Source organism: uncultured Mailhella sp. (assembly GCF_944324575.1).
In the GTDB taxonomy this organism is placed as follows: domain Bacteria; phylum Desulfobacterota; class Desulfovibrionia; order Desulfovibrionales; family Desulfovibrionaceae; genus Mailhella.
On the sequence record NZ_CALUWV010000022.1, the window covers coordinates 1 to 16897 of the forward strand.

Annotated in this window: 14 protein-coding genes, 1 tRNA gene and 2 pseudogenes; 3 read left to right on the plus strand and 14 right to left on the minus strand. The window is 59.0% G+C overall.

The window, feature by feature from the left end; all coding sequences use genetic code 11:
• From Q0J81_RS04330 to Q0J81_RS04340, 3 genes are all read left to right on the plus strand, one after another.
• Positions 1 to 858 (plus strand): branched-chain amino acid ABC transporter permease (locus Q0J81_RS04330; protein ID WP_294446211.1); only part of this gene is annotated, 858 nt, incomplete at its 5' end.
• Positions 855 to 1643, plus strand: a complete 789-nt coding sequence (locus Q0J81_RS04335; protein WP_294446212.1) for an ABC transporter ATP-binding protein — start codon at positions 855 to 857, stop codon at positions 1641 to 1643. The genes Q0J81_RS04330 and Q0J81_RS04335, both read left to right, overlap by 4 nt.
• Positions 1630 to 2352: an ABC transporter ATP-binding protein gene (locus Q0J81_RS04340; protein ID WP_294446213.1), complete on the plus strand. Its 723-nt coding sequence runs from the start codon at positions 1630 to 1632 to the stop codon at positions 2350 to 2352. Before Q0J81_RS04335 ends, Q0J81_RS04340 begins: the two co-directional genes overlap by 14 nt.
• 971 nt (positions 2353 to 3323) lie before the next feature.
• Here Q0J81_RS04340 and tnpA read toward each other — a convergent pair.
• The 14 genes and pseudogenes from tnpA to Q0J81_RS04410 form a co-directional block, all read right to left on the minus strand.
• Positions 3324 to 3782 (minus strand): annotated as a pseudogene (gene tnpA / locus Q0J81_RS04345) (IS200/IS605 family transposase).
• A gap of 184 nt (positions 3783 to 3966) precedes the next feature.
• On the minus strand, positions 3967 to 4383 hold the full coding sequence (locus tag Q0J81_RS04350; protein ID WP_294446214.1) for a hypothetical protein: 417 nt from the start codon (positions 4381 to 4383) through the stop codon (positions 3967 to 3969).
• Between the two features lie 61 nt (positions 4384 to 4444).
• Positions 4445 to 5449 (minus strand): OmpA family protein, encoded by a 1005-nt coding sequence (locus tag Q0J81_RS04355; RefSeq protein ID WP_294446215.1) that lies wholly within the window; start codon positions 5447 to 5449, stop codon positions 4445 to 4447.
• A gap of 155 nt (positions 5450 to 5604) precedes the next feature.
• Entirely contained in the window at positions 5605 to 5922 is a 318-nt protein-coding gene (locus Q0J81_RS04360) for a TusE/DsrC/DsvC family sulfur relay protein (RefSeq protein WP_294446216.1), read from the minus strand.
• 298 nt (positions 5923 to 6220) lie between these two features.
• Positions 6221 to 6712, minus strand: a complete 492-nt coding sequence (locus Q0J81_RS04365; protein ID WP_294446217.1) for a YchJ family protein — start codon at positions 6710 to 6712, stop codon at positions 6221 to 6223.
• Positions 6713 to 7468: 756 nt separating this feature from the next.
• Positions 7469 to 7984, minus strand: a complete 516-nt coding sequence (gene ruvC, locus Q0J81_RS04370; RefSeq protein ID WP_294446218.1) for a crossover junction endodeoxyribonuclease RuvC — start codon at positions 7982 to 7984, stop codon at positions 7469 to 7471.
• 73 nt (positions 7985 to 8057) lie between these two features.
• On the minus strand, positions 8058 to 8648 hold the full coding sequence (locus Q0J81_RS04375) for a 50S ribosomal protein L25/general stress protein Ctc (RefSeq protein WP_294446219.1): 591 nt from the start codon (positions 8646 to 8648) through the stop codon (positions 8058 to 8060).
• Between the two features lie 71 nt (positions 8649 to 8719).
• Positions 8720 to 9655: a ribose-phosphate pyrophosphokinase gene (locus Q0J81_RS04380; RefSeq protein ID WP_294446220.1), complete on the minus strand. Its 936-nt coding sequence runs from the start codon at positions 9653 to 9655 to the stop codon at positions 8720 to 8722.
• Positions 9656 to 9736: 81 nt separating this feature from the next.
• Positions 9737 to 9811: transfer RNA gene (locus Q0J81_RS04385), tRNA-Gln, on the minus strand.
• A 23-nt stretch (positions 9812 to 9834) separates the two neighbouring features.
• Positions 9835 to 10734 (minus strand): 4-(cytidine 5'-diphospho)-2-C-methyl-D-erythritol kinase, encoded by a 900-nt coding sequence (gene ispE, locus Q0J81_RS04390; protein WP_294446221.1) that lies wholly within the window; start codon positions 10732 to 10734, stop codon positions 9835 to 9837.
• 423 nt (positions 10735 to 11157) lie between these two features.
• Positions 11158 to 11838: pseudogene (gene cmk, locus Q0J81_RS04395) on the minus strand ((d)CMP kinase); the annotation flags it as partial.
• Between the two features lie 2 nt (positions 11839 to 11840).
• Positions 11841 to 12959 (minus strand): histidinol-phosphate transaminase, encoded by a 1119-nt coding sequence (gene hisC / locus Q0J81_RS04400; protein ID WP_294446222.1) that lies wholly within the window; start codon positions 12957 to 12959, stop codon positions 11841 to 11843.
• Between the two features lie 97 nt (positions 12960 to 13056).
• Positions 13057 to 13530: a universal stress protein gene (locus Q0J81_RS04405; RefSeq protein ID WP_294446223.1), complete on the minus strand. Its 474-nt coding sequence runs from the start codon at positions 13528 to 13530 to the stop codon at positions 13057 to 13059.
• Positions 13531 to 13651: 121 nt separating this feature from the next.
• Positions 13652 to 16888 carry a hypothetical protein gene (locus Q0J81_RS04410; protein WP_294446224.1) on the minus strand — a complete coding sequence of 1079 codons (3237 nt, stop codon included), beginning with the start codon at positions 16886 to 16888 and terminating at the stop codon, positions 13652 to 13654.
• Between the last annotated feature and the right edge of the window lie 9 nt (positions 16889 to 16897).

The following is a 16897-nucleotide window of genomic DNA, read 5'->3' on the forward strand; positions in this document are numbered from 1 at the left end:
ATGGCCATAGGCGCCTACGTCTCCGCCCTGTGCGTGCTCACCCCCGATCAGAAGGAAATGATGTGGATCATCGACGAGATCCTTCCTTCTCTTGCCGCCCTGCACACGCCCTTCTGGTTCTCCGTCGTTCTCGGCGGACTCGTGGCCACGGTATTCGCCCTCATCATCGGCATTCCCGTGCTCAGACTCGGCGGCGACTACCTCGGCATCGCCACGCTGGGCTTTTCGGAAATCATCCGTGTGCTCATCGTCAACGCCACGCCCATCACCAACGGTTCGCTCGGCATCAAGGGCATTCCCGGCCATACGGATCTCTTCACCAGCTTCATCTGGCTGATCATCGTCGTGTTCTGCACCGTGCGGCTGCTCTCAAGCAATTTCGGCAACGTGCTCAAGGCCGTGCGCGACGATGAAATCGCCGCTCAGGTCATGGGCATCAACGTATTCCACACCAAGCTCTTTTCCTTCTGCCTCGGCGCCTTCCTCGCCGGCGTGGGCGGAGCGCTGCTCGGCAATCTCCTCACCACCATCGACCCCAAGATGTTCACGTTCCTTCTGACCTACAACATCCTCATGATCGTGGTGGCGGGCGGTCTCGGCTCCATCACCGGCTCCATCATCGGCAGCGTCATCATCACCGTGCTGCTCGAATGGCTCCGCGTGGTCGAAGAACCCATCAATCTCGGCTTCGTGGAAATCCCCGGCATCCCCGGCATGCGCATGGTGGTATTCTCCGTGTGCCTGCTCATCATCATCCTCTACCGCCGCGAAGGCATCATGGGCATGAGAGAGATCACCTGGGACAGCCTGGCCGCCTTTTTCTCCCGCCTCGGCCGCAAAAAGGAGCGTAAGGCATGAGTCGGAAAAACATCATTGAAGTAAGAAACGTCACCATGCGCTTCGGCGGCGTCACCGCCGTGAGCGAACTTTCCATGGACATTCCCGAAGGCAGCATCGTGGGCCTCATCGGTCCCAACGGCGCAGGCAAGACCACGGCCTTCAACGTCATCACCGGCTTCTACCGCCCCACCGAAGGCGACGTGGTCTTCGCAGGCCGCAGAATCACCGGCATGGCTCCGCACCGCATCTGCGCCCTCGGCATGGCCAGAACCTTTCAGAACATCCGCCTCTTCTACAACGAGACCGCGCTTGAAAACGTCATGATCGGTCGTCACGTGCGCCGCGACGGTCACTGGTGGGGCGCGGTGCTCGGTCTGCCGGGCACACGGCGCGAAGAGCGCGACATACGCGAAAAATCCCTTGAACTGCTGCGCCGCGTGGGCCTCTCCGCCCACGCCGACGAAGTCGCCTCCGCCCTGCCCTACGGCGCCCAGCGCCGCCTGGAAATTGCCCGAGCTCTGGCTACAGAACCCAAATTCCTGCTGCTCGACGAACCCGCCGCAGGCATGAACCCCCAGGAAAGTCTGGAGCTCATGAAGTTCATCCGCCAGATACGCGACGAATTCCACCTCACCATTCTGCTCATCGAGCACGACATGAAGGTGGTCATGGGCGTGTGCGAACACATATGGGTGCTGGAATACGGCAAGCTCATCGCCGAAGGCGACGCCGACGCCATCCGCTCCAACCCGCGCGTTATCGAAGCCTACCTCGGTGAGGACGTAAACAATGTTGCAGATTAAAGACCTTCATGTGCATTACGGCGGCATTCATGCCGTCAAGGGCGTGACCCTGTCCATTCCCAGAGGCAGCGTGGTCACGCTCATCGGCGCCAACGGCGCAGGCAAAAGCAGCATCATCCGCTCCATAGCCGGCCTCGTCAAGGGAGCAAGCGGAGAAATACTCCTCACCAGACACGAAGGCGACAAGCCCATGAACCTCCTGGGCCTGCCCGCCGAAAACATGGTGCGCAACGGCATTGCCCTCAGCCCCGAAGGACGGCGCATTCTGCCGCATCTCACCGTGGCCGAAAACCTTACCCTCGGCGCCTGGTGCCGCACGGACGCGGACGGCATCGCCCGCGACATGGAACTCGTCTACAACCTCTTCCCCCGTCTGAAGGAACGAAGCTGGCAGAAAGGCGGAACCCTCTCCGGCGGCGAACAGCAGATGCTCGCCGTGGGCCGCGCCCTCATGAGCCGCCCCGACCTTCTCATGCTCGACGAGCCCTCCCTCGGCCTTGCCCCCATTCTCGTGCGCGAAATCTTCGACATCATCCGCCGCATCAACGAAGACGGCAAGACCGTGCTGCTCGTGGAACAGAACGCCTACGCCGCCCTCTCCATCGCCGACTACGCCTATATTCTCGAAGTAGGCTCCGTCGTCCTCGAAGGCCCGGGCAAGGATCTGCTCCGGGATCCCAAGGTCCGCGCCGCCTACCTCGGCGGCTAACCGCAAAAAAGCGGGGCATGTTCCCCGCGCCCCGCACTTCTTGCCGGCGTCTGCCGGCAGAACGAACACGGGACAAAACATCCAGCGCTCCGCGTCTTTCCCCATGTCGGAAAACGCGGAGCGTTCCTTTTTCCTGGCGAATTTTCCGTCGAAGTTTCCGTCTGATTTCCTGTCGAAGCCGGGAAACGACGCGCCATCTCATGTCCCCCGGCGTTCAGTGAAAGACCGGAGAGCGCTTCAGCCCGCAGCCTCCCGCTCCCTTCCAGACCGCTCAGCGCCCCTCTGCGCGCCGCTCCGTGCCGGAAAAAACGCTTTCCTGCCGCTTCAGCCCACAAGAAAACGCTGTCCACGCCTGTTTCCGTCCGAAAAACACGCAGCGCCCAGTTCCCGAAGTATGCGGCAGCCTCCAGTCGTAACGGGCCGCACCGCAGAACTCGCCCCCTGCCGAGTCCCGTCGTTGTTCCGACTCCTGGCCTGCGAACGGCTCAGCCCTACGCCCCGCACGCGACGCCCGGCCCATGCGCCGGACAGAACGGTCCGCGCACAGCACAACAAAACAGGCGAAAGCGGTCGAGGCACGGACAAGGCACGCGCAGTCAGCCCGAGTTCCGCATCATGGCGCCGCCCCGTCCGCCGAAAACATACCGGAAATTCGCCGGAAGCGCCCTGCTCCGACATCGGCAAGATCGCCGCGCATCCCGGGCCCCAGCCCAGCCCGCCCTGAACCGGACGCTCCGGGCACGCCATGACCCGAGGCCTGCGGACAAGGAACTGCCGAAAGAACGCGGCAAAAAACACGGGAACGTCTTTCAAAACGCACTTTCCCTTTCTGTGCGCTTTCTTCCTTCATGCCGCAGATACGAAAATGGGGCCCCACCGGCATAGCCGGTGGTTCCTCTTATGCGCCTGTAAGGCTTTCTTACCAGCCGCGCCCTAGCAGGCGCATGGACGATCTGACATCTGCATTTCTGTTACCGGCGGCCCGTAAACGGGCTTCCGGTGTACGGGATGCTCAGCTGTTCTTCGAGTTTATCCTCGGCCAGTTGATGCCTGATGTACTCAGCTATCTTTGCCTTATTCTTGCCTACCGTGTCGACATAGTAACCACGGCACCAGAACTCCCGACTACGATATTTGAACTTCAACTCACCGAACTGCTCATATATCATCAGGCTGCTCTTTCCTTTCAAATATCCAACAAACGCCGATACACTCATCTTTGGCGGTATCTCTAGCAACATATGGATATGGTCGGGACAACATTCTGCTTCTACTATGCTCACGCCCTTCCACTCACATAATTTCCGCAATATTTCTCCTATGGCCCTTTTCTTCTCTCCATAGAAAACCTGTCAGCGATATTTTGGTGCAAAGACTATGTGATATTTGCAGTTCCATTGCGTATGCGCTAACTTCTTTGTGTCACCCATTGTGACCTCCTTTTGATTTGCTTATGGGCGCAGTTGCCAGACCGCACCTCTTTCTTAGCAAATCAAAAGGAGTGTTTATAACTTACGCATAACTATAAGTTTTCGGGAACCCCCAGCCTAGCTGGGGGTTTTCTTTTAACCAAAAAAAGCCCCTCGAACGAGGGGCCCTTTTCCTGTCAAGGAATCAGTTTTCCCACTTGCCTTTCACATAGCGGGGAAGCTCGGTAAGCTTGCGCACCTTCACGCAGCGGAACTGGCCGCTGGTCGCTTCCTTGCGGGTCTTGCCTACAGATTCAAAGGTAAGCTCGTTGTAGGAAAGCGTGGCAACATAGTCAAAATGCTTGCTGTTGCTCTTGCGCATCTGGGCAGTGACCGTCTCCTGGTCGATTTCCGTAAACGTCGCAACATATGTGGAGCCGCGCTTCACCACCTGCGGACGCGCACGATTAACCGTCATGCGCTTGTTGGCGCTTTTGACGTACTGATGTGCAAACGTATTCAGATCAGCCTGAATCTTGGATTCGTTGGCGGCAAACGTACTGCAGGGCGCCGCAACAAGACCGCACAGCGCGACAGCCATCAACCAATGACGAAACATCAAAAAAACTCCGTTATAGAGAGAGGCCCGGATTACCGGGCCTCTCGTCAGTGTCAGTCAACGATTAGTTGAAGAGAATTTCCACGCGACGGTTCAGGTAGCGGCCTTCTTCGGTGGCGTTGTCGTACTTGAAGGACTTGCCCATGCCGATGGCGGTCAGCTTGGAAGCGGGCACACCCTGCTCGACCAGATAAGCCTTAACGGCGTTGGCGCGGTTCTGAGACAGCTTCTTGTTGTAGGCGTCGCTGCCGATGGAGTCGGTCCAACCTTCGAGGGTCACGCGCACATTCTTTTCCTTGAGAACGGCGGCAGCTTCATCGAGGATGCCCTGAGCCTTGGCGTCAAGAGCATAGGAGTCGAACGCAAAGTTCACGCCGTGAAGCACGAGGGCTTCTTCGGCCACGGGAGCACCGGTGGTGTAGAACACGTCGGCCACGAACTGATTCAGAGCGTTCTGATCGGCCAGAAGATCGGCGCCCTTCACGGACACGGAGCAGGAGTTCAGAGCGGCAATCTTGTCGAGCACGGCCTGACCTTCGGGAGTGTCGGCAAAGGAAATGACGTGGAAGCAGATGCCGGGCTGAGCCTGATAGATGGCGGCAGCTTCAGCCACAGGATCAATGCCGGTGTTGTTGGCACCGTCGGAGGCGAGCACGATGGCGGTAGGACGAGCCATGGAGGCATAGTCACCGGAGTTGGCGGCAAAGCCGTCGCCCATGGGGGTCATGCGGCCGAAAATGACGCCGTCGCTTTCCAGAGAGTCAATGCCGGTGCTCATGGCGGAACGATCCCAGTCGCCATAGGAAACAACCTGGCCGGCAGGGGCAACGGTATGCATGGACGCCTTGTAGCCGAGATCTGGAATGGCTTCATTCACGGCAGCAAGAACCTGCTTGGCAGCGGCGGCCTTGGTCATCTTGAGGTCAGGAGCCTGCATCATCATGGAGCCGGACTGGTCGGCGAGCAGATCAAAACTGTCCACCTTGCGAATCATGTCAGCGGCCTGGGCAGCAGAGGCAATCCCCATAACCAGAGCCGCGACAGCCAGCGCATTACGAAACACTTTCATGGAATCCTCCATTACTTAAAAATGTTATGGCAAACTCGAATGTTCTATTTCTACCAGAGCCATTTCCGGCAGGCAAGTAGAAAAAAAGGCGAAAGAGTAAAACTCTTTCGCCTTTCCTAACAGTCGCCTGGCGACCTGAGGTCGAATCAAACGGCTTACACGCAGCCGGTGGGCTTGGGCAGGCCAGCCATCTTGCAGGCGCCCTTGCCGGGGCCGGAGGGGAACAGCTCGTAGATTTCCTTCAGCTTGTAGCCGGTGTTCTTGGACATGATACGCACCATGGGAGCGATACCATTCTTCTTGTAGTAGTCCTGCAGGAAATCAATAACCTTATGATGATCGGCGGTGAGTTCCGGAATACCTTCAGATTCCTTCACGTATTCCAGCCATTCAGGGCACCAGTCTTCGAAACGAAGCAGGAAGCCGTCTTCGTCGACTTCAAAGGTTTTTCCCTGGAAAGAAACTTCAGCCATGCGCGTCCTCCTTGGACATGTTGGGACTGTGGGGAAATTGTCTGCGTTGTGCGCAGACTCACATACATACAAAAAAAGGAAAAAGACGTTCCTTCTGTTCAGGGAGCCTGCCACAAATATGGGGAAATGACAAGCCCTGCCGACTATTCTTTTTACCTTCCTGCAAAACCTCTCCGGCTTTCGCCGACTGCCGTCAGGCAAAAGAACTGCCGGAAAAGCCTTGTACAGTTTTTTGGGAGGAGACGCAAGTCCTTTCTCCCGAAAAAAGCCGGAAAAAGCCTTCTCCCTCAACGGCTCCCTAGCGGGGCATGCAGCATTTTTTGTACTTCTTGCCGCTTCCGCAGGGGCAGGGATCGTTGCGTCCGATCTTGGGAGTCTCGCGACGGACGGGCTGCTTGGCGTACACGTTGCCTTCCACATAGAACCACTCGTCGCCTTCCTTGCGGAAGAAGGCGTCCTCACGCAGTTCCTGGGGCACATTCTGCACGCTGTAGTGGGCGCTGAACTTCACCTCACCGGTGGAATCATTCTCGCCGCCTTCAACAGTCTCAATAATCTCAAGTCCTTCCCAGGTCATGAGGGAAGACCATTCCTTGATCTCATCGGCCGAGGCGTCCTCGCGGAACTCAGGATGCGTGGTGTCGGTAAGGAACTGGTATTTGCCCAGACAATGCGCCGTATAGCGGGCACGCATGAGAGCTTCGGCAGTGGGGGCCTTGGCCTTTCCTTCGATATACTGGCCACAGCAGGCATCCAGCTCAAGGCCGGAGCCACAGGGACAAAGACTCATAGAAATATCCTCCAAAAGGTTTGCGCGCAGTGTGCCCGCATTTTTCTCCGTTGACAAGTCCGGGAAGAGGCAAAAAAAAGCCCGTCGGAGAGGGAGGCCGACGGGCAGACGATGTTGACTGGTGTTCCAAAGGAATGATGTCTAGCGTATTGCAATTTTCATGCCAAAAGTAATTGTATTTTGTATTAGTAAATAAAATCAATAAATTATATATTTAACCCCTTATATATTCCTTCTCAACATCGGAAAAAAACGTATTTTTTTTTGAACAGGCAGATTTCTCATTTTCCCGTATGGGGAGAATCTCCAAAAAAAATTTGAACATCAGGGGGCCGTGGCTGAAACAAGGGAGCGTCGCAGCCCTGAAAATACCGTCAAACATGTCATAGTCGCCCGCCATCCGCTCTCCCCCAGGGATGATTTTCCCGCGTGCAGAAGCGCGTACAGGGAAAAGATGTCTCAATATCAGCACAATACACTAAAAATATTATTCTTTTTTCTCAAATTTTTTTTATGCTCTACTTTTTCCGAAAAGAAGCGCGTGGCCTTCCTTGTAAAAAAAACTCACACGGCCATCTGAACAAGATCTTTCATATTGTCCTCTCCGGCAAAAAGCCGAAGCGGAGCTCTTCAGATTGCAGCCCAATGCTCCGCTTCTGCTCATCAGAGCGCCCTGTCCTTTTTGCGTCCCCCTCGCTTCAGCCGGAGAACGCACATTCCCGAGCACCGGAGCCGCGCTCAGCCCCTCTCTGTCCTTCAGGCCAGACTTTCCAGCCTGCGAAAACGTCGAAGCGTAAGATGACAGAGCGCTATGGCGAGAGCGTCCGTGGTATCCAGAGGGCCGTCAATGTGCGCACGTCCCAGAAGACGCGCCACCATGAAGGCTACCTGCTCCTTATCGGCCCTGCCTGTGCCCACCAGCGTCTTTTTCACGAGCGTGGGCTCATAGTCCTGCACGGTAAGGCGGAACGAGGCGCAGGCGGCTATGGCCGCTCCACGTGCCTGGGCAAGCTTGATGGTGGACATGACGTTCTTGGCAGCAAACACCTGCTCCACCCCGGCTTCTTCTGGGCGGAACTCTTCGATGATGTCATACAGGCCGTGATAGATGAAGGCCAGACGATCGGGAAAGGAATTTCCCTTCACACGCAGCACGCCGTTGGCCAGAAGCTCCAGCCTGCCGGAGGATTCACGCACCACGCCCCAGCCGGTGACATTGGATCCGGGATCTATACCCAGAACAGTCACGGCGGATTCCGAGGAAGAAATCATGATGTTCTCGCAAATGAAAGGGCCGGGGCAGAAAATCTGTCCCGGCCCGAAAGTTCAGACTCGACTCACGCCATTATTCGGCGGGAGTTTCCTCGGCGCCTTCCATGAAGACAGCGACCATGGTGAAGTCGGACTTGTACACGGCCTTCACGCCCTCGGGAAGAGGCATATTGGAAACGCGGATGCTCTGGTTGATTTCCAGACCGGAAACATCGAGATTGACCTTGCGGGGCATATCGGCGGGCTTGGCGGAAAGCACCACTTCGTCGCGGTAGGTTTCCATGGTGCCGCCCATCTTCACGCCCTTGGGAGTGCCGACGTATTCCACCTGCACCTTGACCTTGATTTCCTTGTCGAGGTCAACGCCGAAGAAGTCGACATGGGTGAAGGTGTTCTTCACAGGGGAGTACTGAGCGTCCCACACGAACACGGGATGCAGGGTCTTGTTGCCGTTTTCGTCTTCGATTTCGAGCTGGAAGACGTTGGTGCGGCCGACCTGTTCGTAAATCTTGGTAAGGGGCAGTTCAGCCATCTGAACGGCGATATTCTGACCGTCGGCAGTGTAGTACACGCCGGGCACCAGATCTTCGGTACGCAGGCGGCGATTGGCGCCTTTGCCGAAAGCGGTACGCTTCTTCACAGAAAGAGTTTTCAGTTCGGACATGATGCTTTCTCCTTATGGGCCGTCTCCCGTCGAACGGGGCGCGGCGCGATATATCGTCTTCAATACCCCGACTAGAACAGGGCGCTAACAGAAGAACCGTCGTGAATATTGCGGATACTCTTGGCCAGAACTCCGGCAACGGAAGCCACACGGAGCTTTTCACACTGGGCGGCATGGTCGCCGAGCGGAATGGTGTCGGTCACGATGACTTCCTTGAAGGGAGAGTCATTGAGGCGGTCGCAGGCCGGACCGGAAAGAACGGCGTGCGTAGCGCAGGCGTACACTTCCTTGGCGCCGCCTTCCATGAGAATGTTGGCTGCCGTGCAGATGGTGCCCGCAGTGTCGATCATGTCGTCCACGAGCACGGCGGTCTTGCCGGCGACGTCGCCGACGATGTGCATTTCCGCCACCTGATTGGGACGATCACGGCGCTTGTCGATGACGGCAAGGCTGGCGTCCATCTTCTTGGCAAAGGAACGGGCACGTTCCACGCCGCCGGCATCGGGAGAAACCATGACGATGTCGCCGGAAAGGGCGCTGAGCTTCTTCAGCAGCACCGGACGGGCGTACAGGTTGTCCACAGGGCAGTTGAAGAAGCCCTGGATCTGACCGGCATGAAGATCCACCGTAACGATGCGCTGAGCGCCGGCCACGGTGAGAAAATCGGAAACGAGCTTGGCGCTGATGGGAGCACGGGGGCTGACCTTGCGGTCCTGACGGGCATAGCCGAAATAGGGAATGACGGCCGTGATGCGGCCGGCACTGGCGCGCTTCAGGGCATCAAGGATAAGGCACAGTTCCATGAGGGACTTGTTGGCCGGGGCACAGGTGGACTGAATGACGAACACGTCGTGCCCGCGAACGCTGGCGCCGATTTCAACGCGCAGCTCTCCGTCGCTGAACGTGGTGCAGAGCGCCGGTGTAAGGGAGCAGCCGAGGTGGTCGCAAATGTCCATGGCTAGCTGTGGATTGGCCGTACCCGTGAGAATTTTGAGGTCGCCGTACATAGGAACATGCCCTTCCTGAGTAAAGTATCCCGAGATACAAAAGCGGCGTCGCCGCCAGGCGAAGCCGAAACAAACGACAATTGGCTGGGGCGGCAGGACTTGAACCTGCGAATAGCGGACCCAAAACCCGCTGCCTTACCGCTTGGCGACACCCCACCAGACCCAGTCGACACAACGACTCAAACAAGGAAAGGGCCGAACACCTCCGCGGACTCTCTCTGGTTCCGCAGCGCCCCGGCAGCCTGTGCCGCACGCCCGGAATCGCGAAAAAGCCCGAACAGCGTCGAACCGCTTCCGCTCATGCCTGCGATATCCGCGCCCTCCTCCAGAAGCCGTGCTTTTAACGCCGCAAGAGAAGGATGAGCCGCAAAAACCACAGGCTCAAAGTCGTTCATGCCATAGAATGACTGGCAACTTGAACGGTTATTTTTATCTGCCTTCCTTTTCTCTGTCAAGGAAAATGACGCTCTTTCTTTGTCCCACGCCGCATAGGCCCATGCGGTGTTCACGCTGACCGGCGGACAGAGCAGCACACAGCTGAATCCTTCCACTCCGCTGTCCACGGGAAAAAGCTTCTCTCCTATGCCTTCGGCAAGGCAGGGACGATTGAGCAGAAAGAATGGCACGTCGGCTCCCACGCGGGCAGCCAGAGAACAGAGTTCCTCTTCCGGCAGCGGCTGCGGCGCGTGCCGCTGAAGCCAGCGCAGCACACAGGCACCGTCCGAGCTTCCTCCGCCGAGGCCTGCGCCGTGCGGGATGCCCTTGACAAGCTCCACGTCCACGGCAGGAGCGAACCCCGAGGCCTGCGCGTACAGAGCATAAGCGCCTGTCAATGTGTTGTGCTCAAGGTCTATGCCCTCTGTCGCACAGTGCACCTTCATGCCTCGCTCTCTGTCTGCGGGTCGGAACACCAGCACATCCTTCGGTTCCGACAGCGGCAGAAACAGTGTTTTCAACTCATGATAGCCGTTCGGCAGCCTGCCTGTGATGAAAAGAAAAAGATTGATCTTGCCGCAGGCCAGCATGGTTTCTTCCTTCCCCGGCCCGGAAGAAAAAACGCTTGTCGAGTCGTTGTTCATGTCTTCTCCGAAACGTCTTGCCGTCGAAACCTCCCGAAGGCGGCTTCTTCGCGGTCAGTCTCCGATTCCAGATTCTTCCATCTCAAGCACTGCGTTCACGTCGAGTCTTTCGGAAAGAAAACCGGCAAGAGAAGCCATTGCCGTCTGCGCCGCAGAAAGCGCGAGCGCTCCGGCAAAAGGCACGTTTTCAGCCTCGGCCCGGGCAACAAGAACGCCGCCTTCCAGTCCGAACGCAACACGGACGGCACAGGTCACGCCATGCCGCTCGGCCACGGCTGCGGCAGCAGCGAATCCATCCCCGCGTGCTGCCTCAAGCGCCGCCGCCCCCTCACTCGAGCGAATGCGGGCCCTGACGGCGTCGGAAGCCGACGCGCAGGCTCTGGCGCACACCATCGGAACCTTTCTGCCGCCCTCCTCCGGGCCCCTGGTTCTGACAGCCTCCAGAATGACCTGAAGCACACCGTCGAGATCCAGATCGGAGGTGTCGACGATGACGGCATCCTCCGCGGGGCGAAGCGGATCGACCGCCCTGCCCCGATCCTGAGCATCGCGCTCTTCGATGCCGCGCAGAATGTCCGCAAGCGTGGCGCCGTTCAGGGCTCCCTTTGCCTCAAGTTCCAGATAGCGGCGCTGCGCGCGAACCTCGGGACGGGCATCCAGAAAGAACTTGTGCCGGGCAAGAGGAAACACCTTCGTGCCCATGTCGCGCCCTTCGGCAACCAGGGAGCTGCCTTCGCCGAGCGCGCGCTGAGAGCGCTGAAGCTCCTCGCGCAGCACCGGCAGGCGGGCTACCAGAGAGGCGAGTCGCCCGGCCCTCTCCGTACGGATCTCAGATCCCACGGGCTCCCCGTTGCAGAAAAGCTGCGGAGCTCCGCCTTCCGCGCAGGGTTCCAGAGAAAAGCGGTATTCCCGGCACCGCGAGCGCAGTCTCTCTTCATCGAGATCTGCAGCCCCGGAGCCGAGGCGCAGCCCGAGCGTGCGGTACATGGCCCCCGTGTCGAGATAGGCAATGCCGAGTTCCGCGGCAAGGCGGCGGGCCAGAGTGCTCTTGCCGACCCCGGCGGGGCCGTCCATGGTGATGACGCCGTAACAGGACGCTGCCATGACTACGCTCCCAGAATTTCGCGCACGAGGCGCAGGAACAGCTCATTTTCCTCGTCAGTGCCCATGCTCACGCGGAGTCTGTCCGGCAGGTGATAACTGCCGAGGGCGCGGATGATGACGCCGCGCTTCAGAAGTTCGCCGTGCAGAGTCTTCGCGTCCACGCTTCCCTCAGGCAGGCGGAACATGATGAAGTTCGACAGGCTGGGCGTCACCTCGCAGCCCATGGCGCGCAATTCTTCCGTAAGCCGAGCACGACCACGCTGCACGAGGGCAATGGTGCTCTCGCGGAATTCCGCATCGGCCAGAGCGGCGATTGCCGCCTCTTCCGCCAGAATGTTGAGCGAGAACGGCAGACGCACGCGCCACATGTAGTCGGCAATGACCGGAGGCAGCACGGCATAGCCTATGCGGAGACCGGCGAGTCCGTATACCTTGGAAAAGGTGCGCATGACGGCCACGTTGGGCAGACTGTCCAGTCGGGACATGACGGAGTGCTCGGAACCGGCGAACTCGATGTAGGCCTCATCAACGACCAGCAGGCAGGCCGGAGGCAGGGCGCGGGCCAGCTTTTCCAGATCGTCAGGAGAGGCAACGCGGCCGGAGGGATTGTCGGGAGAGGTAACGATGACGAGCGTGGTGTTTTCATCCACCAGCTTGAGCAGTCCGTCGAAGTCAAAGGTGAAGTCAGGATTCAAAGGAGCCTGACGCAGCTCCACACCGGCCATTTTCGCCTGCGTGGGATACAGCCCGAAACAGGGGCGGAACACCACGGCATTGTGCACGCCGGGCACGGCGCGCACGCGGAACAGAAGGTCGATGACCTCGTCGGAACCGTTGCCCACGAAAATGCGCTTCGGATCCACGCCGTAGTAGGACGCAAGAGCCTTCACCAGCCTTGGATTGCCCGACTGCGGATAGCGGAAGGCCTCGCCCGCGCAGTGCGCGATGACCTCACGCACACGGGGCGACACGCCCAGCGGATTCTCGTTGCTGGCCATCTTGACGACTCGGGAAAGGCCGTAACGCTCGGCGATTTCCGCAATGCTGAGACCGGGTTCGTAGGATTCGAAAGTCGCCACTTCGGGGCGGACGTCATTGAACGAGGTGAAGGGAAGAGTCATGGCGAGTCCTTGCAGGTGAAACGGGCAATAAAAAGGGCTTTCCTCTCCCGGACGAAGCCGTACAAAGGAAAGCCCTGTTTCTATTCATGAAAAAGCGTTAATCCTTATACATCGCGCCGCCGGTGTAGTTGTCGGAAGGACGAATGGTAAGGACGGGCAGATGGGAGTTCTTGACGACCCGCTCGGCGACGGAGCCGAAGAGAATGCGGTCAATGCCCTTGCGGCCATGGGTACCCATGACGATAAGGTCGGCCTCTTCCTTGGCGGCGATTTCAAGAATTTCCTCGGCGGCATAGCCGACAACGACTTCAGCCTTGGTTTCCACGCCCTCAAAGTTTTCGGACACGAACTGAGCCATGGCCTTTTCCGCACCGGAAACGATTTCTCCCACGAAGCTGTCAATCGTGTTCGGCGGGACATGGAAGCCCGTGTACTGCGTCAGCGTAGGCGCCGCATATACGGCCACGATGCTGGCATTCATGGCCTTGGCAAGCATGCAGGCGTATTCAGCCACTGTCTTGCTGTGCTCGGAAAGGTCCAACGCACATATGATCTTCTGCAGCTTTGGCATATAGCCTCCTATGTTTCTGTGTCCGAGGCGGAATGCCGCCTAAACATGGCTTTAATATAAATGCATTCCCTCAAAGTTGCAAGCTCCGGACGTGTGAAAAAACGCCGTCATCATCATAACGTCACAGTCGGGCAGCCTCTGCCCGCATTTCTTCCACAATCTGAGCCGCGGCTTCCACATCGCCCTCTTCCCATGCCGCTCGAAAACAACGCGCCATGTCGGCCAGCGTGTGCATGCCGTACCTGTCGGCGAATCCGGAAAGAGATCGCGCGCCGCTTCGTATGCCCTGCACGTCGCCGTGCAGCAGCGCCTCGGAAATATCATTCAGCATCTCGGTTATCGTGTCGAGCGGCCTGTCAGCAAGCTCTGCGACCTTTTCATCGTCGTCCGGGGAAACAGACTCCTTTTCTTCGGGAACTTCCACTCGGGGACCGGCTTCGGAAATTCTGTCTTCTGGCACCTCATGAATGAGTTCCGGTTCAAGTTCGATGAGCATTTCCCCGTCAACCGGAACATCAGAAAGTCTGTCCTGTTCCGTCAGTTCCTGCACGCCACTTTCCTCGGCAAGAACCTCTTCGGCCAGCAGCTCCACGACCTCTCCTTCCGAGGCGGGAGTCTGTAAGGAAGAGACGGAATTCTCCGAACTTTTTGCCTCTTCCGCGTCAGGCGAAGGCACAAAGTCAACGGGCGCAGAGGCAACCTCCAGCGGCTTTCTGGAGCGTTCATGCCCGTGGAAGAGCGAGGCCAGCCAGCTCTTCTTCTCCTGTCTGCCCGCATCCTTTTCCATGGAAAGCGCCTTCCCGGCCGTTTTTCCTTCACCTTCCGGCGTCACCGTCACGGCAGCGTCCTTTTCCGGGCTCTCTTTGTCCGCGACTGCCGGGGCAGGCTGCACAGCCACACGGCGTACGGCCTTGGGCTGCATTTTCGCCGTACCGGAATGGGCTCCGGCCAGTACGGCGGCAAGCGTGATGCGCTGCGTGCTCAAAACGGGTCTCTTCTCCGTCGGGGACATGAGCCACCTCGTCATGGCACGCAGATCCCTGCGCACCACGGGCAGCAGAATGGACTCATCGCACCCCGCCTTGGCCATGCGCTCGGCCTGCATGTCGTCTCTGGCCAGAAGCAGGAACGGCACGGCGGCAAGCGCCTGTTCGCCCTCAAACATCCGTATGGCAGCCAGTCCCTGCACCATGTCGTCTTCGCCGAGAGTTCCGTCGAAAATAACCAGCGCTGCAGGAGAAGAGGCGTAGAGCTGCGCAGCCTCCTCGGCATCGCGGGCTTCCCAGAGAGGATACCCCATGTCATCCAGATAATGCGCGTACATCTGACGGCTGAGTCCATCCGGCGACACCAGAATGACGGGAGACGCCGTACGGCTCTCTCCGTCGATTCCTGCAGCCGGAACGCTCCGTTCCGTTACGCCGTCGGCCTCCATGGCCGCACATTCCATGCTGAAGGACAGCTCCATGCCCTGCGGCGTGGTGTCGACGAAAAAGTCGCCGCCATGAGCTGCTGCAAGCTCCCAGACTCGGGAAAGAAGTGCACTCTGCCTGCCGCGGGGAGGCAGAGCCTCGCCGTTGTCGGACACGGTGAACTGCAGATGTCCGGGATGCGTGCTCGACGGAGAACGACGCACGTGCAGACTGACCGCGCCGTGCGTGGACGCTCGCACGGAATCGGCAAGAATGAGCGTGAGCAGCGTAGTCAGCCGGGCCGCGTCGCCGCGGAACTTCTGACCTATCTGAGGAGCCACGTACCATGCGAGGCCGAGCCCCTTTTTCTCCGCATCTTCAGACACCGAGGCGAACACCTTCCGGATGACCTGTCTGAGCTCGAAGACCTGCGTGGAAGATTCCGGCAGCGCATCCGGGGAAGGATGATCGAGAGCGTTTTCCGAAAGCCTCCTGGCCGCAGCCACCATGGCGTCGGCATGAGTCATGATGTCCACCTTGTCCTTGTCCACACCGGCGCGGGAAAGGGCAAGATCAAGACGGCAGGCCTCCTCAAAAAGCTCTTCGGCAGTGCTTCGGAACGTACGGCGAAGCGCGGCAAGACTGTTGTCCCGGTATGTGTTGGCCCGGATCTCCCCGCTTCTGCGCGGGGCCACGTCCAGCGAAAGTTCCTGCTCTGCGGCAGGCTCATCCCTGTGCGGCGCGGCACAGGCAAGAAAAAGCAGTCCTGCGGTCTGTCCCGCCTGAACGGCAAGCCCCCACCAGGGACTCTCCAGCCCGTGCAGCATGCCCCAGAGCGAAACGGCCGCGCCGCCGCCCATGGAAAGACAGGCCAGCGCAAAAGGTCCGCTCCCCTGCACGCCCCGGAACACCAGAACAATGGCAGGAACAAAGCAGATGACGGCGGCAAGCGGCCAGAGCGACAGCAGCCTTGCCGTCCACGCCATGCCGGGCAGAAGAGGCACGATGGCCGCGCAGGCTCCCGGCAGGGCAAAGAGAAGAAATAGCGTGTCCACAAAAGGGGAAGTGACCCGTGTGCGCATGAGCACGCGGCCCGCATGGGGCAGCATGAAAAGTGCCACGGCAGCGCCGAACATGCCGGGGAACGAAGACGTGCCCAGAGCCCCCGCGGGAGTGGCGGGCACGCCCCACCATATCTGAGCCATGGAGGCAAAGGCCAGAAGTCCGATCCAGAACCGCCCCTCTCCCCGCTCCGTCACGCTGAGCAAAAGACACAGAAGGCCGAGAAGTGCGAGCCCGGCCAGGGAAAGCAGCGTGCCCAGCCTGTCTGGGGAATCCATGACGGCATGAGAGGAGCACAGCGCCGGATGAAACCACAGTCCCGGCAGCCCGCTCATGCGCACAAGCACCTGCCCATGTCTGCCTGCGGAAAGCAGGTCATACACACCGCGGGACTCGGCCTTCACGGACTGCCAGTTTCTGCCGTCCGAAGAGAGCCAGACATCCATCTTCCCGGGCATCTGCGTGCCGAGATCAAGCCAGAGCGTGTGAGGTGCGGAATCCTTCACGTCGGAAAGGTCGAGATACAGCCACAAGCTCCCCGTTTCACGGGAAAGCGCGCTCACATCATACGGCCTGAACTCATCCAGCCTGTCGACCGCCGTGCTCTGATCCAGCGTCCCTCCCCTGTCCAGAAACATGGACAGCAGCGGGCGCACGCTTACGCGCACGGCCGAGGAACGCTTTTCCACGAGAGGAGGCGCCATCGGCTGAGGCTCGGCCCGTATGGTCACAGGCTCGGGCACGACCACGGAAGGCGCAGGCCCGGCAATGACCGGGCTCTCCTGCATATCGTCGGCAAGCAGAGGAAAAGGCAGGCTGAGCAGCGCCCACAGAAAAACGGCTATCAGCCTGAAGCGAGTATGGAAAACGGAAAACGGAAACATGACAATCCC